The sequence below is a fragment of the Sinorhizobium sp. M4_45 genome (assembly GCF_002885915.1).
Taxonomy (GTDB): domain Bacteria; phylum Pseudomonadota; class Alphaproteobacteria; order Rhizobiales; family Rhizobiaceae; genus Sinorhizobium; species Sinorhizobium meliloti_A.
Window position 1 is genome coordinate 64952 of record NZ_NWVE01000013.1, and the last position, 18934, is coordinate 83885.

Below are 18934 nucleotides of genomic sequence, written 5' to 3' on the forward strand. Positions count from 1 at the left end.
TCAGCCGAAAGCCTGATTGGCCAGGGCAAAGGTTTTTACACGGGGAGAAGGGTTGACTTGGCCGCCGCGCTGCATTGCCGTCGCTCCGCCGACACGGATAAGTCCACGTTCGGCCAACCACTGCGACAAGCCCAAGTCCTTGGGTGTGTCGATGCGAAGAAATCTGTCGCCTCGAGCCGCTATTTGGAACAAAATGAGCTTTTTGGCATCATCGGCATTCTCCGCCACCACGGGACCGATGACCTCACCGCGGCCGAATGGGCGCGTTGCCGAGAAACCTGCGACGTGTCCGTCGCGCCGGATCACCGCAAACCGCCCGATATCCTTCATATGGAAAATCAGCTTGCTGCGATCATCGCCGAAGGCTGCCCTGTCCAGGGCAGCTATTTGCGGGAGATCGCCGGATTGCATCCATTCGACATCGATCGGCGCTTCAACGGCCGCACAGATGCCCTGACATTGCAGAATATCTCCAACTTGGCGAAAGCCCATCTTCTCATAAAGCGGCAGGCCTTCCTGGGTCGCAACCAGTCTGCATGGCACTCCGTGAGCACCATCAAGACCCGCTTCCATCAGTCGGCGGCCGAGGCCACGTCCGCGTATGGCTTCAGCAACGATGACCATATTTATCGTGGCGCAGCCTCCGAAGAGTGTCGTGAGTGTAGTGCCAACGACCTTTTCATTCTCCAGCACGACGACGCCTGTGCTCATTGCAAGTGCCGTTTCCCAATCCTCCAGCCTGTGTGGCCAACCGGCCTGTCGCGAAAGCGCCAGCGCGCCTTCGAGATGTTCGGTACCAAACGGAACGATGTCGAGTTGGGTCATATGCATTGCCTGGATCCCTGCTTCTTCACAGGGAAGAATAACGTCGCCTGAAAAGAAGATCGTCCCGACAACCGGAGACGGGCGACATCTTTGACCGTGTTGGCGAGCGCTCACCGCATCTTGTGCTGATAGCAAATCTTCGAATGGCTCAGGTGCCACAACGGCTGCCAGGCGCAACTCTCTGCCAAATATCGAGGAAATACGAAAGATTCTGCTTCGCACAGTGGCAACTGCGGCCAGTTGCTCTGCATAGCCCTTGCTAGAATTACCTATATCGAAGGCGCCTCGGCATAACCAAGGACCACTCGATGATACGATACCGACCGAAATGCACTAACCAATCACTGGAGTGTACTCCTCATGTTCATGTCGGCACTCCGTTTCCATATCCAGAACAAACTTGATCGTAGACGCGAGCCGATCAACGGCTATGTCGAGATCAAGAGCATGGCAGACCATTCCGGTGTTGTTGGCCTCTAGCGGAGCAAGGCGATGAAGTTCGAATCCTACTGGCACGACACCGCCCCGAAATTCGCAGGCGCCTGCGGTGGCCCCGTCGAAGGCCATTATGATGTTGCCGTGATCGGCGGCGGCTTCACCGGCTTGGCCGCAGCACGGCAGCTCGCTAAGTCCGGCGCGCGCGTGGCCGTGCTGGAGGCGAACCATATCGGATGGGGTGCATCCGGCCGCAACGGCGGGCATCTCAACAACGGGCTTGCCCACAGCTTCGTCGCCGCCAAAGCAGAGCTCGGAGAAGAAGGCGCGGTGGCGCTTTATCGCGCTCTCGACGACTCGATCGATACGATCGAGAAAATCGTTGCTGAGGAAGCCATCGATTGCGACTTCCGGCGCGCGGGGAAGCTGAAGCTCGCTTCAAAGCCTCAGCATTTCGAGGCGATCGCCCGCAATTTCGAAGCGGTGCATCGTGAAGTCGATCCGGATACCGCCCTGCTGACGCCGGATGATCTCAGGAACGAGGTCGGCTCTCCCTTCCATGGCGCAATGCTCTCGAAGAAGAGCGCGATGATGCATATGGGCCGATATGTCGTTGGATTGGCCCAGGCGGCAGCACGGCATGGCGCGACGATATTCGAAAACGCCCATGTGACACGCCACACCATATCGGGCCCGAAGCACCGACTGGAGACGGCCCGAGGTGAGGTGACCGCCGACCATGTCCTAGTCGCGACCGGCGCCTATACGTCCGGGGCCTCCTTCAACTATTTCCGGCGCCGAATCATCCCGGTCGGCAGTTTCCTGATCGCGACCCGGCCTTTGACCTCGGCGGAAGTGGCAGCCACCATGCCGGGCAACCGCACCTGCACCACCTCGATGAACATCGGCAACTATTTCCGCCTGTCGCCCGACAACCGGCTGATCTTCGGCGGGCGCGCCCGCTTTGCCGCGACGTCGGACCAGCGCTCCGACGCAAAGAGCGGCGCCATATTGCGCGCCAGCCTCGCCCAGATCTTCCCGCATCTTGCCCATGTGGAGATCGACTATTGCTGGGGCGGCCTGGTGGATATGACCAAGGACCGCTATCCCCGCGCGGGCTATGTCGACGGCGTGTGGTATGCGATGGGCTATTCGGGCCATGGCGCGCAGCTCTCGACGCATCTCGGGATGATCATGGCCGACGCCATGCTGGGCAAGGCTGACCGGAACCCGCTCAAGGGCCTCGAATGGCCTGCTGTGCCCGGCCATTTCGGCAAGCCCTGGTTCCTGCCGCTGGTCGGGCTCTACTACAAGACCCTCGACCGATTTCAGTAAGGGCGGCCCTCCTCCCCTGCCGCCAATTAGGGCGCGGATCTTTCGATCCGCGCCTTCTTTTTCACCGTTGGAATGGATGGAAGCACTTCAAGCAAGGATACTGCTCAATGCCAAGTTGGGCGCGCTTGAGCACTTGAGCGGCTCCTCAGAGAAGACGTTCGAGCACTGCCTTCGCAATCGTGTCAGTCATATGCCTTCCAGGAATGGTGCCGATCCCGGCCTTCGTCGTCGCTTCGATCGCCGCGATGACGCGCGCCGCGGCGGCACGCTCGCCGAGATGGTCGAGCATCATCGCGCCCGACCAGATGGCGGCGATCGGGCTGGCGATACCGAGATATGCGATGTCGGGCGCTGAGCCATGGACCGGCTCGAACATGGAAGGCGCGGTGCGATCGGGATTGATATTGGCCGAGGCCGCAAAGCCGAGCCCGCCCTGGATGGCGGCGCCGAGATCGGTGAGGATATCGCCGAACAGGTTGGAGGCGACGACGACGTCGAGCGTTTCCGGTGCCATGACTATGCGCGCCGCCATCGCGTCGATATGATAGCTCGTCACCTCGACGTCGCGATATTCGGCGGCCAGGCTCCGGGTCATCTCGTCCCAGAACACCATGGTATATTTTTGGGCATTGGATTTGGTGACCGAGGCCAGCTGGCCGCGTCGCGCGCGCGCTTGCTCGAAACCGAAGCGCAGGATACGTTCGACGCCTTTGCGGGTGAAGATGGCGGTCTCTATAGCCACCTCGTCGGCCGTTCCTTGATGAATGCGCCCGCCGGCGCCGGAATATTCGCCTTCGGTATTCTCCCGGATGCAGAGTATGTCGAATTTGTCGCTCTTCAGCGGGCCGGAGGCACCGGGCAAGAGCCGGTGCGGGCGGATATTGGCATATTGGTTGAAGGCCTTGCGGATCGGCAACAGCAGCCCGTGCAGCGAAACGGAATCCGGCACCTCCGCCGGCCAGCCGACGGCACCAAGCAAGATGGCATCGAAGCGTCTGAGCGTTTCTATGCCGTTTGCCGGCATCATGGCCCCGGTTTGCTTGTAGAAGTCGCAGGACCACGGGAAGGTCGTCCCCTCAAGCGTAAAGCCCGATGCCTTGGCGGTCGCCTGCACGACGTCCCAGGCGGCCTCGGTGACTGGTTTGCCGATGCCGTCGCCCGGCAGTAGCGCGATCGAGTAGGTCTTCATGTGTGATCCTAAAGGTTGATGAGCACGCTCTTGCTCTTGCGGTTGGCGTGATAGGCTTCGCGGCCGAGGTCCTTGCCGATGCCGGAACGCTTGTAGCCACCGGTCGGCAGGATATGGTCTCGGGAGCGGCTGTAGCGATTGACCCAAACAGTGCCGGCCTGCAGCCGTCGCGTCATGCGGATGGAACGCGAGAGATCGCAAGTGAAAAGTCCTGCCGCCAGCCCGTATGTCGGGTGGTCGGCGAGTGCGAGGGCCTCCTCTTCATCCGTGAAGCTCTGCACAGTCAGCACTGGGCCGAAGATTTCCTCCGTGACGGCCGGGGAGGTCTGGTCGATGTTCGACAGCAGAGTTGGCCCGTAGAAATAGCCGTCAGTTTCGAGGCGTTTGCCGCCGGCCAGGCATTCGGCTCCAGCCTGACGCGCCGCCTGCACGATGGCATCGATACGGGTGATCTGGCGCTCGGAAATGATCGGCGAATAGTTGCTTGTCTCGTCCCAGGTCGCGCCCGGTCGGATTGTCGCCATTTGTGACAAGATCGCCTCAATCAGCGGCTCCGTTACGGATTGCTCGACGATGATGCGCGAACCCGCGACGCAGGCCTGGCCGGCATTGACGAGGATGCTGTTGGCGATGGCATTGGCGGCAAGCGTCAGGTCGGCATCGGCAAAGACGATCTGCGGGCTTTTGCCGCCGAGCTCGAGCGTCATTGGTTTCACGCCCGTCCTCGCGATATTCGCCATGATGGCAGACCCGGCCGCAGTCGATCCGGTGAAGCTGATCTTCGCGATATCCGGATGACCGGTCATCGCCTGGCCGGTGGTCTGCCCGTCGCCGAGCACGATATTGATGAGGCCCGCCGGGATGCCGGCCCGCACGGCAAGTTCGGCGAGGTAAAGCGTCGAAAACGGCGTCATCTCCGAGGGCTTCAATACAATGGCATTGCCGGCTGCAAGTGCGGGCCCCAGTTTCCAACCCGCCATGGAGAGCGGAAAATTCCACGGCGTGATAGCGCCGACGACGCCATAGGGCTCGGTCAGGATCATGCCGAGGCACGAGTCATCGGTCGGGACGAGATCGCTGCCTTCCTTGTCGGCGAATTCGGCGAAGAAGCGTATCTGCTCGGCGGTGACCGCGACATCGCCCCCAATGAGATGGCCGATCGGGCGCGTGGAGGAGACGGCTTCCAGCCGGGCAAGGGTTTCGCCTTCGGCCTCGATCAGGTCCGCCCAGCGATGCATGGCATTGGTGCGTTCGCGCGGGCGGCGGGTGGACCAGCGGCTTTCGCGGAGCGCCGTCTTGGCAGCGGATACGGCCTCGTCGACAAGGCCGTCATCGGCTACGGGGCACTCGGCATAGACGACGGCATCGGAGGGGCGGCGCATGGGCAACCCACCCCCGGCATCGATGTAGCGCCCGCCGATGAAATGGCCTTTCGGCAACTGAATTGTGTCTGGATCAAAGCTCAGAGCCATGGCCGTGTCCTTGGATGATATTGGCGAGGCCACACGAGGGCTACTATTCCACTCAACAGGCTCGTGCGGTCCTCATAAAATGTGGTCGACGGTGTGGTTACATCACCGTCACATAGATCTTCCTGACCGTTTCGATGGTGCGCCAGGTGCCGGTGAAGCCCGGTTTCATGACAAAACTGTCGCCCGCTTTGTATCTAACCGGCTCGCCTTCATCCGGTGTGAGCTCAACGACGCCTTGAAGGATATGGCAGAACTCGAAGGTCTCGCCCTTGATCGAGCGGGTGAGACCCGACGTTGCTTCCCAGACCCCGGTATGGACGAGCCCATCGCGCGCCACATCCTGGGCCCAGGTCTTGAACGAGGGATCGCCAGAGATCAGCCGCTCGGGGAGCGGTTTGGATTCGCGCGGGGCCTCTGTGCTGTTCGGGTCGATGGTCTTGAGAAGGGACATGGTTTCTCCAATGCTGTCCTGCTGTGGTTCAGTACCCGCGGCTGCGATCGACCAGTCCGATCGGGTCGAGGCCGGCGCGATGGCGCTTGACGTTCTCGATGACTGCACGGGCCGCGGTGTCCGGCTGTGTCACGCTGGCGATGTGCGGCGTGAGCATGATCTTGGGGTGCCGCCAGAACGGATGTTCGGGCGGCAGAGGTTCCGGCTCGGTGACGTCGATCACCGCCCCGGACAATTGATGCCTATCGAGCGCATCTATGAGGGCATCATGATCTAGCTGTGCGCCACGACCGACATGAACGAGCGATGCGCCGGGCGAAAGGGCCGCAAAGAGGCGCGCATCGAGAATGCCGCGGGTCTCCCCCGTGAGCGGGAGAAGGCAGACCAGAATGTCAGTCTCCCCAAGAAAGGACGGTAGCGACTCGGCGCCATAATGACACCGCACTCCGTCGATCTGGCGTGGGGAACGGCTCCACCCGGACAGCGGAAAGCCGAATGGCGTCAGCCGCTCGATGACCGCTTGCCCGAGCATCCCGAGGCCGAGCACGCCGGTCCGGCGGTCTGCCGCCTGCCGGGCGGGCAGGGCTTGCCATCTGCCTTCGGACTGCTGCGCAAGATATGCCTTGAGATTGCGGTGAAGCGATAATACGGCAAGCGTCACATATTCCTGCATCATGCGCACGATGCCGTCTTCGACCATCCGGACGAGCTTGACCTCAGTCGGAAGGGTCTCTATCCGGAATTGATCGACGCCGGCACCGATCGAAAAGACGATTTCGAGGTTTTTGAAGCGGTCGAGATCCGGCGGTAAGGTCCATGTCAAGACGTAACGGACATCATCAGGATCAACCTGCGTCAAATCCGTAATGAAGGGGAGATCGGGAAGGTCGCGGGCGAAGGCTTCGGAGAAGATGCGCCCTCTCTCTCGATCGGAATTGAACCAGAACGCCATTTGTATGCCTCAGCTTCGGAGTGTTTCAGCGAGTCGCTCGATCATTGTCTGACACGCAACGAGTTCGTCGGTGCGAATGAATTCGTCGGGGCGATGGGCCCGGGCGATATCGCCCGGCCCGCAGATGATCGCGTCGATGCCGGCCGCCTGATAAAGCCCGGCTTCGGTGCCGTAGCTCACGGCGGCAAGCGTTTCGATACCGATCAGTTGTTCCATCAGCCTAGCAAGTGGCGCATCGGCGGCGAGCGACAACGCGGGGTAGCAGCTCAGAAGATCCCACTTTGTTTCAAAGCCTCGCTGCGCAAGCGCGACTGCGGCAAGCCTTACCGGCTCGAGGAGATCGGCGGGTGTCGCTCCCGTGATCGCCCGGGCCTCGATTTCCGCCGTGAGGAAATCCGGAATGATGTTCACTGCTTGCCCGCCAGACACAGTTCCGACCTGGAGCGAGGAATAGGGTGGCTCAAAGCTTGGGTCCAATCGGCTGCTCCGGAGTGCCTCTCCCGTACGAACGGCGGCAAGCAGGACGCAGGCGAAGGCATGGATCGCATTTAGACCCTGATCGGGCCGCGACGAATGACCGGATCGTCCGCGAATCTCAACTCTTGCAGCGGCCTTTCCCTTATGGGCGCGGATCGCACGCATGCCACTGGGCTCGCCGATGATCGCGCCGATCGGCTTAGCGCAAAGGTCAGGCAACTGGCGGATCAGATGGGGCACACCCCGACAGCCGGCTTCCTCGTCATAGGAAAATGCAAAGTGTAGGGGGCGTGCGAGCGGCATTTCCACGACCGCGGGGAGTGCGGCCAATGCTGCAGCGAGAAAGCCCTTCATGTCGCTCGTCCCCCGGCCGAAGAGCAAATCGCCATCGGACCTCAGCGTGAACGGAGCGGATGTCCAGTTCGACTCCAGGGCGGGAACGACATCCATATGTCCAGAGAGAATGTAGCCGGGCACATGATTGGGGCCGACCGTTGCGAAGAGGTTGGCGCGATCGCCTTCCGGTCCCCGCAGTACCGTCACCCTGGCACCGCAGCCTTCGGCAAAATCCCTGATCCATGCAACGATTCCGTCATTCGGCGTGCCAACGACGGAGGGAAAACCGACCAGCCGGTCGAGTATTTCCTTGGCGTTCATCGCAGGTCTCCTTGACGTAAGCTTCCAGCCGCGCTCTGCTCTCCACAATATCGCCAACTGGGGCCATATCCTGCCGAACGCTCCGTCCGGATTAGCAAAATCTATCGAATCGCCCTATTCCGAAGCAGGATGTTTCGTGCGGGGCGCGCACCCGCGCCAACGGCGGGCGATCTGCTTGGCTAGCGACCCCGCTGCCTGCAATCGCGACCATTGCGGTGCGAATTCGGTCTCCGTGCGGATACAACTGGGATCATGGGCAGTTTATTCCGAGCCGGTCTTGTATATATCGGCGAGATCCGGCAGATCCCAATTGCCACCGGTCAGAACCGCACAAACCTTTTCATCCGACCTGATTTTTATGGAGCCCGCGAGCAGTGCTCCGATGCCGATCGAAGCCGCGGGTTCGGCGATCAGCTTGGCGTCCTTAGCAAGTGCGCGCATGCCAGCGATGATGTGCTCGTCTTCGACGAGAATGATTTCATCGACGTATTTCTCGATTATTGGATACGGGTTCTGACCTGGAACGCTAATTCTCAGGCCATCGGCAATCGTGTTCTTCAGAGGCAACGAGGTGCGCTGCCCGTTGATCCGACTATGATAATATTTCGGCGTCAAAGCAGGCTCAGCGCCGATGACTCGAACAGACGGTTTGGTTTCTTTGATGGCGGTCGCAATTCCGGAGATCAGGCCTCCACCGCCCAAGGGAACAATGACCGTGTCCACGTCCTCCAAATCTTCCAGAATTTCACAACCGATTGTGCCCTGACCTGCCATGACCAGGGGGTCTTCAAAGCCGTGGACGGTCGCATAGTTGTTCTCTTCGGCGATTTCATAGGCCCGCTTCCACCTCGCAGCAGTGTCGCCATCAAAAACAATGACCTCGGCGCCCAGCGCCTCGGTATTGGCAATCTTGATCTTCGGCGTAGTGGCCGGAACAATGATGACAACCTTCACACCGAGCATTCGAGCCGCGTATGAGAGCCCTTGGGCATGGTTGCCCGAGGAACTGGCGATGACGCCGTTTTCGATGGCTTCTCTCGGCAGAGAAAGCATCTTGTTGAGAGCGCCGCGAATCTTGAATGCGCCGGTAATCTGCAGCGTTTCGGGCTTGAGATAGAGCTGACATCCTGCAGCCTTTTCGATCTTGTCAGCACGCAGCAACGGCGTTTGCCTGATATGGGGCGCCAATCGCTCGCGCGCTTCTCGAATGTCCTGAATAGTCGGATGGTCTAGCATGATGCTCGCCTCAGTATGTTAGAGCTCGCCTTTCCCTGATGGAAAGGATGCCAGGAAGATTGATTTGTTTTCGGCGTCGGACCGCAAGGTAAACGGCGTGCCCGCCCGTGCTGGAGCCTTCCAGCCGTCTTCCAATAGCCGTCCGGAGGTCAGGACTCGAAGAATTCGAAGAAGGTCCCAACTCCTTTTTCTATGGCATTGCTATAGATCTTCGATGCGGTTGTGTTGTCTTGGATTGCCATTCCCGTGGAATCGAAAATGGTCACCTCATCGTCGCGTTCTCTTCCAGCTTTCGTTCCCAGCAATATCTCTCCGATTTCGCCGTGGATGCCGTCCCTGGTTATGATCTGCCGGTCCAGCGGATGCCATGTCTCCCCCTTCTCGCTGCACTGCACGATCGAGTCGACGACCACTTTGGCATTTCTGAATATCTCGGGATCCAGTTCCTGTTTGCCCCGTTGATCCGTGCCGATCGCGACGATATGCGTGCCAGGTCTTACCCAATCGGCTTCCACCAGCGAGCCTTTACCCCGCGTCGTCGTAATCAGAATATCCGCCTGTTCGACCGCATCCTTCTTGGAGGGCGCCATGACCACGGGAATGCCGAACTCGCTTTCAATACCGGTTTTGTAACGGGAAAGCGTGTCCGCACTGTTGTCCCACGCTTGGATCTCTTCGATATCCATGACCTCGCGGATCGCGCGGATCTGCATTCGGGCCTGATTTCCTGTCCCGATCGACGTGATCCGTCGAGCGTCTTTCCTCGCGAGCACTTTTACGGAAACCGCACCAGCCGCCCCCGTCCTCAAGCCCGTGATCAGGCTTCCGTCCATGACGCAAATCAGCGCCCCGCTTCTGGCGTCGAACAACAGAATGGTCCCCATCCCGCTCGGAAGGCCAAAAGCAGTCGGATTGTCGACAAACCCTCCCGAAGACGTCTTCATTGAAATAAGTTCATTGCCTTTGTAGTAGCCGAGCTTGAAATCGATTTCGCTACCGGGCGACGGGAGATGCATTCCTATATAGTCGGGTTGCTCCACCTGATCACTGTTGAAGGCTTTGTATGCCTCCTCGACGGCACTGATGACGTCCTTCATGCTGATCAATCTGCTGACTTCTTCTTTCTTGAGAAGCAGGGTTTTCACGAACTTTCTCCCATCATTGGCACGAAGGCAAAGCGTTAGGTTGGGCCCGCGAACTTAAGCCAGCCCGCCGATATGAAAGCTCTTCATCTCCAGGTATTCCTCAATGCCTGCCTGAGCGCCTTCGCGTCCGAGACCAGATTGCTTAACGCCGCCGAAGGGAGCCACTTCGGTCGAGATCCCACCAGTGTTGAGGCCGATCATGCCGAATTCCAGCGCCTCACCCACGCGCCAGGAGCGCTTCAGGCTCTCTGTGTAGAAATAGGCCGCGAGGCCAAACGGTGTCCCGTTGGCAATCGCGATCGCCTCCTCTTCCGTCTCGAAACGGAACAACGGGGCAACAGGGCCGAAGGTCTCTTCGGTGGCCAGCAGCATGTCGGTCGTCGCGCCGGTGAGGACGATCGGCGTTGCATATTGCTTACCGTCCTCCAACGAGCGGCCGCGAGCCGCAATCTGAGCGCCCTTTGCAAGCGCATCTTCAATGTGACGATCAATTTTCTCTATGGCCGCAGTGTTGATCATTGGACCTATGTCGATGCCGGCCTCGGTTCCAGGGCCGACTCTCATGGCTTTGACCCTGGCGCCGAGCTTCTCGGCAAAGACGTCATAGACGCCGGTTTGCACCAGAATGCGGTTGGCGCAAACGCAGGTCTGGCCGCCATTACGGAACTTCGAGGCTATGGCGCCCTCCACGGCGAGGTCGAGATCGGCATCATCGAAGACAATGAAGGGCGCGTTTCCGCCGAGCTCGAGGCTCAACCGCTTCACGCTGTCGGCGGCGCCGCGCATCAGGAGCGAACCGACCCGCGTGGAGCCGGTGAAGGAGATCTTCCGCACCGTTTCGTTTGCCATCATTTCATTGCCGATCTCGGTCGGCATGCCGGTGACGATGTTGATTACGCCGGCGGGAATGCCCGCACGCTCGGCAAGGACACCGAGGGCGAGTGCCGAGAGCGGCGTGAATTCCGAAGGCTTGATGACAACCGTGCATCCGGCCGCCAAGGCGGGCGCGACCTTGCGGGTGATCATGGCATTGGGGAAGTTCCAAGGTGTGACGATCGCGCAGACGCCGATCGCCTCCTTCAGCACGACGATCCGGCGGTCTGCCGTAGGCGACGGAATAGTGTGGCCACCGATGCGACGGGCTTCCTCGGCAAACCATTTAACGAAGGAAGCACCATAGCGGATCTCGACGCGTGCTTCATCGAGCGGCTTGCCCTGCTCGAGCGTGAGGAGCGTAGCAAGATCCTCGAGGTTCTCGACCATCAGCGAATGCCAGCGCTCAAGCAGGGCGGCGCGCTCGGCGTGGGTCTTCTTCTTCCATGTCGCGAATGCCTTGGCTGCCGCGTCGATCGCAGCACGTGTCTCAGCCTGCCCCATATCTGGGACGGTACCTACGGACGCCTGAGTGGCCGGGTCGATGACATCAATCGTCTTTGAAGAGGTGGCTCCCACCCAAGAGCCGTCGATGAGACCGGCTTGCCGAAATAGGTCCTTATCGTTCAACTGATGCATCCTGCTTCTCCCTTCGATCAGTCATTACTTTAATGCCATGCTTCTTCGTTCCATCCCCAGGGCCGTCAGCCCGGCCGAACGCCGAGATGGACGGACGGCAGTTGCAGCGGTCGGAGGACGATTTGATGAAGCCGTCGTCCTGTTCGACATAATCCTAGCGAGGAACGGAAAGCAGAATGCGTCGGCCTGGGCTGCCTGGACGAAACAAAATGATGTGGTTGGCTGCTCAACAGTCGTTTATTCGGAGCGCATTCTAACGGGATCAGACTCACAATCTGAAGAACACCGCCGGCGTCAACGGCGTGCTCGATAGAATGCTATTCGATCCTGGATCCGGTAACCTTGGATGATGGCAGGCATGAACCAAGGATTGCCACTGTAGAGAGGAATTGACGCGGGCGGCCGAAAATCGAAAGCCGAACGGGCCTGCTCTGTGTGCCCCAGAAGTTTGTGAGCAGCGCGCGTTCCCACCCACGGCGCCCAGACCACGCCTGAACCGCAGAAGCCGGTCGCGTAAACGACCCCTTCCCGCTCGAATATCCTGGGAAGCATGTCGCGATGCATGGCAACGTTGCCAAACCAAGTGTGGGACAATTTGACGTTTTCCAGCTCCGGAAACAGGTTGACGAGGCCGTTACGCAGATAGAGCTTGGGCTCAATCGGATCGCCCCTTCGTGAGCTGTCGCGGCCGCCGAGCAGAATGCGCTTTCCGTCCGGGGTGGGCCGGTAATAGAATCCAAGCTTACGGCCTTCAGTCATCGTCATCTGCTTCGGCATCAAGCGCGCCATGACATCTGGTGCAAGCTCTTCCGTTACGATGATGCGGCTTCGGACCGGCACCAGCCGGCGACGCAGATAAGGCACTGCGCCGTCTGTGTACCCGTCCGTGCAGACGAGAACTTGCCGAGCCCGCACCGTGCCTGCGGAGGTCGAAACCAGGAAGGCCGAACCATCCCGTTCGATAGAGCTCACACGAGTTCCAGAATGGACGGTCAACCCGGAAGCAAGCGCCACGCGCAACAATTCGGCATGGAATTTAGCCGGGTGCAGTCCACCGATATCCATTCGCACCATGCCGCCGCGATAGAAGTCGGTGCCGATATATTTGCCTTGTTCGCGGTAAGGTACACCATATGCTTCAATGCCGAGCTTTTTCGCCAGGACGTCAGCGCTCCGGGCCGTCTTCTCATAATCTTCGAACCCGACTACGCCTTTGAATTGACCCACAAGCCGAAAATCGCAGTCTAGCCCTTCAGTTTTGATCAGGTTGTAGACGAATTCACGTGCGATCTTGCCCTCGGTCTCGATCGCGATCGCCTTCTCTTCGCCAAATCGCCGAGTGATTGTCGCGTAATCCGGACGAATGCTTCCGCTTGTGATCCCCCCATTGCGGGAAGACGCACCCTCGCCGGGATTCATTGCGTCAAACGCAGCTACCGACCTGCCTGCGCGCGCGAGAGTCAGGCCCGCGGACAGCCCGGTATAACCTGCGCCGACGATCAAGACATCCAGGTTCTTGGCCAGCGACTGCTTCGGCAAGGGTCTTACAGGCGCCGCCTCCCACCAATATGGAGTATCCTTTTCGGCAATCTTATATTCTTTCATGGGCTCTGCTCTTTTCGTTTTGACCCGGGCCGGAAGGACAAACTTGTCAGCTGTGGTCGCCCCGAACATCAAGCGCGTCACGCAGACCATCTCCGATAAAATTGAAACTGGTGACGGCGATGGTGATTGCCGCGCCCGGAATGATCGCCAGCCAAGGCGCGGTTCCGAGATACTGCTGTGCCCCATTCAACATGTTGCCCCAGCTCGGAAGCGGCGGCTGGATGCCGTAACCCAGGAAGCTGATATACGCCTCCATCAGGATGGCCCGGGCGATGGTCAGGGTCGATGCAACAATGATCGGACCAACCGCATTCGGGAGGATCTCTCGAAACATGATATGCTTTGCGCTCAATCCCAGCATCCGTCCGGCCTGAACGAATTCCCGTTCGCGGAGCGAGCGAACCTCGGCCTCGACGATGCGCGCCACTTCCATCCAGCTGCTGGCGGCGATAACAACGGTGATCATGATCGCGCTTGGTTGGAGTGCCGCGGCAAGCGCAAGCACGAGGAAGATCGAAGGGAAGGCGAGGAAACCGTCCACTGTGCGCATCAGCGCCGCCCCGATCCAGCCGCCGCGATATCCCGCGATCACGCCAACGATGGTCCCGACCAGAGTGGACAGGAGCATTGCGGAAAAGCCGACGAGCAGCGAGATACGGCCGGCCATGAACAGTCGCGCCGCGATATCCCGCCCAAGAGGGTCGGTTCCGAGGTAATGATGACCAGTGAACGGACCAGCGAAGCGCGCACGCAGGTCGATATAAAGGGAGTCATAGGGGAGAATGTACGGTCCAAGCACGCATGCGAGCGTCAGAGCCACGATCATCGCCATCCCCAGCAGTGCGAGATGATGGCTCATGAAGCGTCGTGCAGCGCGGCTGTTCCACCAACGGTCCGACACGGGATTTGCAGCAATAGCGGTCATAACGAGTGTCTCCTGTTGGGCGTGATGCGCTTAACTCATCCGAATGCGGGGATCGATGATCGCCACGGCGATGTCCGCGATCAGATTGCCCAGGATGACAAGTATGGCGGAGAACATCAGTAGTCCCATCACCACCGGATAATCGCTATATCCGAGACTATCGAGAAACAACCGGCCCATTCCCGGCCAGGTAAATACGGTCTCGGTAACGAGCGCCCCCGTAAGGATGCTGGGAAGCTGCATGCCCGCAAGCGTTATCATGGGCAGCAGGGCATTGCCGACGACGTGCTTCATCAGGATCCTGCGTTCACTCAACCCCTTGGCACGGGCGGTCTTCACAAATTCCTGGCTGATGGCATCAAGCGTCGCGGTCCGCATATAGCGGCTCCAAATCGCCACATGGACCAGAGCAAGTACGATACTCGGGAGGATCAGATGGTGCAGATAGTTCAGAAGGGAGCCATCGCCGACCGTGTACATGTTGCCGGCAGGCAGCCAACCCAGTTGCAGCGAAAAAACATAGATACCCAGCAATCCGAACCAGAAGGTCGGAATCGATAGTGCCACCATGGCGCCCACGGTGGCCAGATAGTCAAACGCCGAATAGCGGTGCGTGGCGCCACGGATACCAATCCAGGTGCCGATTGCAATCGCTATCACTGTGGACGAACCCATCAACAACAGGGTCGCGAAAAGGTGACGGCCGATGACGCTCAACACCGTTGCCCCATCCCGGAACGAGTGCCCCCAATCGCCCTGCAGCAGGCGCCAGGCCCAGTCCAGGTACTGCATCCAAAGAGGGCGGTTCAGCCCAAGCTGTTCCTTGAGGCGGTCGAGATCTTCCTGGGTCATTCCGGGGTCGAGGCCGTACTGCGCCAACGGACCTCCCGGTATCAGATTCAGGATGGTGAATCCGATGATTGAAACTATCACCAGTAGGATGAGACTCTGGTAAAGCCGGTTAAGTAGGAAGCCGCGCATTCAACTCTCCTCATGACATCGCCAATGGATGGGCCGCCGCCGCTACTCGTGACGGCGGCTCCGGAGATCAGCTCTTCCAATGCCATCCGGCGGCATGCCAGGATGCGACGCGGGTGTTGGCATTCGGCTTGAAGCCCTCGAGTTCTCCCTTACGGCCGAACACGTTGATGTACGCAAACAACGGCAGGAACGGCAGGTCTTGCCGGACGATTTCCTGCACGCGGAAGTAAATCGCCCTTCGCTCTTCGGGATCAAACGTACGGACACCCTTTTCGAGCAGCGCGTCGACCTCCGAGTTGGAGTACTGGCCGGTATTTGATCCTTTTCCGCCTTTCGCGACAATCGCGCGCGTGTGCAGGCGGTTCGTCACGTCTGGGTCCGCCGCGACGACATAGGTCACACCGGAAATTGCCGAGTCGAACTGCGATTTGAGCCAGAAATCGCCCCACATCACTGCTCCTGGCAGATTGGATATGGTCATCTCGACCCCGATTTCAGCAAATGTCTGCTGCAGAAATTGCTGCACTTGTTCACGCAGATTGTTACCTGCCGTTGTTGCATTGGAAAACGACAAGCGAACGCCGTTCTTGGCGCGCACTCCATCCGATCCCGGCACCCAGCCTGCCTCGTCGAGGATTTGGCGCGCCCGGTCCAGGTTGTACTCCTGCGCCGGCAGGTTCGGATTGTAGTAGTAGGATTGCTGGGGCATGAAGGTTTCGGTGAGGTTACCTACGCCATAATAGATCGCGTCTATGATCGCTTTTCTGTCCATAGCGGCGTAGAGCGCCTGTCGCACTGCCGGATCCTTGAATTGCGGCTTTTCAAGGTTGAGGTAAATCGACTCGACTGACGCCCCCGATTCCAGAGTAACCACGCGATCCGGCAACATACTGGCTTCCGCGTAATGATCGGCGGTAATGTAAGCTTGGTCGACAAGGTCGACGTCGCCGCTCTTGAACTGGGTGTAGAGCACCGTCATGTCCGGAATATATTTGAACACGAGCCGCTCGAGATAAGGACCTTCCCCGAAATAGTCAGCGTTCGCGACGAGTTCGATATGATCGCCGGCGATACGTTGCGCCCACTTGAATGCTCCAGTGCCAATAGGCGCCTGATTGAAGCCGGCGGCGTTCGGATCTGCCTCCTTCTCGAGAAGGTGCCTCGGCACCATGAAGGTCTCGGCGAGAAACGACAAGTAGGGCGCGAAAACGGACTCCATCCGCCAGGTGATCTCCGTGGGTGAGACCACCTTGATATCACGCACTAATGAATGGCCGCTCGTGCGCCATGCTCGGAACTTGGGGTTGGTGATGAGTTCGAGAGTGAACTTCACATCTTCCGCTGTAAAGGGCTCACCATCGTGCCAGCGGACGTCGTCGCGCAGACGAATGCGCCACTGCAGGCCGTCCTGCGAGATACCGCCATTCTTTTGGCTTGGTACTTCGGCCGCGAGATTGGGCTGGAGAACGCCCTCGGGGTCCATTCGAAAGAGCGCATCAAACACCGAGAAATGCACGGCGTCGTCGACTTCGGTATGCGCCATCAGCGGATTGAAGACAGTGGGTTCCTGTGAAAGCCCGACGACGACCCGACCGGTCGGTTTTGCAGGGGCGGTCTGGCCAAAGGCCGGCGACACCAGGAGGTTTGGCGCGACAAGCCCTGCCATCCCTCCAGCTGCCATCATGCGCAGGGCCTCGCGTCGCGAATAGGTCTGTTTAGTCGTTTCAACCTTAGTCATGATGTCTCCTCCCTAGTGGACATGTTTGGATTCGCATTCAGGAGTTAGCGGCGGTTGCCGGGGCGGTATTCAGCCGCTCTCCGGGAATGGCTGCGACCAACTCGCGCGTGTAGGCGGATTGTGGATTGAGGAATATCTGCGAGGGCGGGCCGCGCTCGACGATCCGTCCCTTCTGCATTACTGCGATCTCGTCAGAAATCTGGCTTGCCACCCGCAGATCGTGGGTGATGAAGATCATGGCCACGCCGGTTTCTCGCTGAATTTGGTCCAGAAGTTTTAGGATCTGAGCCTGGATCGACACATCGAGGGCAGATACGGCCTCGTCGGCGATGAGAAGCTTCGGCTTGAACATCAATGCCCGCGCTATACCGATGCGCTGGCGCTGCCCACCGGAAAATTCGTGCGGATAGCGACCGAAGGCACCTGCATCGAGTCCCACATGGGACAGCAGCGCCCTCGCCTCCTCCCGGGCCTGGGCATAGGGCGTCCCGTGGGCGACGGGGCCGACCGTCAGAATCTGCCCGATCGTCGAACGCGGATTCAAGGATGCAAACGGATCCTGGAAGATCATCTGGATCCGCGGCCGCAAAGGGCGGAAAACCACTTCGGACAGCTTGGCGATATCGTGGCCGTCAAACAGTATCCGTCCGCCGTCACTGTCCATCAGCTTGATGAGCAACCTCCCGAGCGAGGACTTGCCCGAGCCGCTCTCTCCGACGATCCCCAATGTGCGGCCAGGCCCCAGGTCGAAGGATACATCGTTCACGGCGGTAACGATCCGCTTCTTGCCGAAAAACACACCGCTGGTTCGATAGGTCTTGACCAGACCTTCGACCTTCATGATTGGCTTGGCGGGAGCCGCGTCCTCGTGTGCACGATCCCTGCCGCTGAGGTGGGGGACAGCTGCAACCAAGCGCTGAGTATAGGGATGGCGGGGTGCCTTCAGCACCTGCTCCGCACTTCCTTGCTCTACGATATGGCCCTTTTCCATTACCACCACGCTGTCGGCGATCTCTGCGACAACCCCAAAATCGTGGGTGATGAACATCACACTCATGCCCTTGCGCCGCTGGATGTCGCGGATCAGTTTCAGGATCTGGGCTTGGGTGGTTACATCCAGAGCGGTCGTTGGCTCGTCCGCAATCAGGATCTTAGGCTCGAGTGCCAGAGCCATCGCGATCATAACCCGCTGGCGCTGCCCACCAGACAGTCGGAACGGGTACTGGTGGTACATCAATTCCGGGTCCGGCAATCCCACCTCTGTCAGCAGTTCAATAGCACGGATCCGGCGCGACGCGGGCGTTCCGACATTGTGCGCTGCCATGACTTCGGTGACCTGCTCGCCCACTGTCATCAGCGGATTCAAGGCCGAAAGCGGGTCCTGGAAGATCATGGAAACGACACGACCGCGCAGATCCCTGAGCTGTTCGGGAGAAGCCCCCACGATGGCCGTGCCTTCGAGATGAATCGCGCCTGCCGCCACCGGTATCACCTTGGGTAGTAGACCCATGATCGTGTTGGCTGTCACCGATTTGCCCGAACCGGACTCGCCGATGATGCACAAGATCTCTCCGCGCTTTAGATTGAATGAGATATTCTCTACGGCGAAAGCCCGCTCCATCCCTTTCGGGAGGCTGATACTCAGGCCGCGCACCGAGAGCGCCACCTCGTCCGCGCCCAAAGTCTGGATGCTGGCGATCATCGAGTTATCCTCCTATTCACCGCAACGATGCGGCAGTTGCAACGCCCCTGCGGGGAACGGCGTATGCTGTAGTTATCCACGCACTGACCCAGACTGCCGAGCTCTTACCGATACATGCACCAGCGGCAGCTCTGCGTCTCCTCCAGGCGTGACGCCGTTTGATCGTCACTACTTTCTTCGCGGTGTCGCCGTGTCTTGCAAAGGAGATCCCGCCTGGCAGACCCTTTGCCATCGCACGTCATGCCATGACCGAATGACGCTAGTATCGACTTCTCCTGCCAAAGGAGTCACCGAATT

The 18934-nt window shown here is 59.4% G+C and carries 15 protein-coding genes; 1 reads left to right on the forward strand and 14 read right to left on the reverse strand.

What is annotated here, in order from left to right; translation table 11 throughout:
* On the reverse strand, positions 1 to 831 hold the full coding sequence (locus CN933_RS27880) for a GNAT family N-acetyltransferase (RefSeq protein ID WP_102762977.1): 831 nt from the start codon (positions 829 to 831) through the stop codon (positions 1 to 3).
* Positions 832 to 1317: 486 nt separating this feature from the next.
* On the opposite strand from CN933_RS27880, the gene CN933_RS27885 reads away from it, so the two are divergent.
* A complete protein-coding gene (locus tag CN933_RS27885; RefSeq protein WP_102762978.1) occupies positions 1318 to 2595 on the forward strand; it encodes an NAD(P)/FAD-dependent oxidoreductase in 1278 nt (425 codons plus the stop codon).
* A 145-nt stretch (positions 2596 to 2740) separates the two neighbouring features.
* Here the strand turns inward: CN933_RS27885 and CN933_RS27890 are convergent, their stop codons facing one another.
* The 13 genes from CN933_RS27890 to CN933_RS27950 all read right to left on the reverse strand — a co-directional run bounded on the left by CN933_RS27890 (position 2741) and on the right by CN933_RS27950 (position 18637).
* The gene (locus tag CN933_RS27890; RefSeq protein ID WP_102762979.1) at positions 2741 to 3784 is read right to left on the reverse strand and encodes a tartrate dehydrogenase; all 1044 of its coding nucleotides are present in this window, start codon (positions 3782 to 3784) and stop codon (positions 2741 to 2743) included.
* Between the two features lie 8 nt (positions 3785 to 3792).
* Positions 3793 to 5256, reverse strand: a complete 1464-nt coding sequence (locus tag CN933_RS27895; RefSeq protein WP_102762980.1) for an aldehyde dehydrogenase family protein — start codon at positions 5254 to 5256, stop codon at positions 3793 to 3795.
* Positions 5257 to 5353: 97 nt separating this feature from the next.
* Positions 5354 to 5707, reverse strand: a complete 354-nt coding sequence (locus tag CN933_RS27900; protein WP_102762981.1) for a cupin domain-containing protein — start codon at positions 5705 to 5707, stop codon at positions 5354 to 5356.
* A gap of 28 nt (positions 5708 to 5735) precedes the next feature.
* Positions 5736 to 6659 carry a 2-hydroxyacid dehydrogenase gene (locus tag CN933_RS27905; RefSeq protein WP_102762982.1) on the reverse strand — a complete coding sequence of 308 codons (924 nt, stop codon included), beginning with the start codon at positions 6657 to 6659 and terminating at the stop codon, positions 5736 to 5738.
* 9 nt (positions 6660 to 6668) lie between these two features.
* The gene (argE, locus tag CN933_RS27910) at positions 6669 to 7793 is read right to left on the reverse strand and encodes an acetylornithine deacetylase (RefSeq protein ID WP_102762983.1); all 1125 of its coding nucleotides are present in this window, start codon (positions 7791 to 7793) and stop codon (positions 6669 to 6671) included.
* A 261-nt stretch (positions 7794 to 8054) separates the two neighbouring features.
* Positions 8055 to 9029 carry a threonine/serine dehydratase family protein gene (locus CN933_RS27915; protein WP_102762984.1) on the reverse strand — a complete coding sequence of 325 codons (975 nt, stop codon included), beginning with the start codon at positions 9027 to 9029 and terminating at the stop codon, positions 8055 to 8057.
* Between the two features lie 149 nt (positions 9030 to 9178).
* The gene (locus tag CN933_RS27920; RefSeq protein WP_102762985.1) at positions 9179 to 10174 is read right to left on the reverse strand and encodes an ornithine cyclodeaminase family protein; all 996 of its coding nucleotides are present in this window, start codon (positions 10172 to 10174) and stop codon (positions 9179 to 9181) included.
* Positions 10175 to 10228: 54 nt separating this feature from the next.
* Positions 10229 to 11686 carry an NAD-dependent succinate-semialdehyde dehydrogenase gene (locus tag CN933_RS27925; RefSeq protein ID WP_102762986.1) on the reverse strand — a complete coding sequence of 486 codons (1458 nt, stop codon included), beginning with the start codon at positions 11684 to 11686 and terminating at the stop codon, positions 10229 to 10231.
* Between the two features lie 294 nt (positions 11687 to 11980).
* Positions 11981 to 13291, reverse strand: a complete 1311-nt coding sequence (locus CN933_RS27930; protein WP_102763057.1) for an NAD(P)/FAD-dependent oxidoreductase — start codon at positions 13289 to 13291, stop codon at positions 11981 to 11983.
* A 46-nt stretch (positions 13292 to 13337) separates the two neighbouring features.
* Positions 13338 to 14216 (reverse strand): ABC transporter permease, encoded by an 879-nt coding sequence (locus CN933_RS27935; RefSeq protein WP_102762987.1) that lies wholly within the window; start codon positions 14214 to 14216, stop codon positions 13338 to 13340.
* Between the two features lie 30 nt (positions 14217 to 14246).
* Positions 14247 to 15197, reverse strand: coding sequence for an ABC transporter permease (locus tag CN933_RS27940; protein ID WP_102762988.1), 951 nt, complete (start codon positions 15195 to 15197; stop codon positions 14247 to 14249).
* A 67-nt stretch (positions 15198 to 15264) separates the two neighbouring features.
* The gene (locus CN933_RS27945) at positions 15265 to 16935 is read right to left on the reverse strand and encodes a peptide ABC transporter substrate-binding protein (RefSeq protein ID WP_102762989.1); all 1671 of its coding nucleotides are present in this window, start codon (positions 16933 to 16935) and stop codon (positions 15265 to 15267) included.
* Between the two features lie 37 nt (positions 16936 to 16972).
* Entirely contained in the window at positions 16973 to 18637 is a 1665-nt protein-coding gene (locus CN933_RS27950; RefSeq protein WP_102762990.1) for an ABC transporter ATP-binding protein, read from the reverse strand.
* Positions 18638 to 18934: the final 297 nt, after the last annotated feature.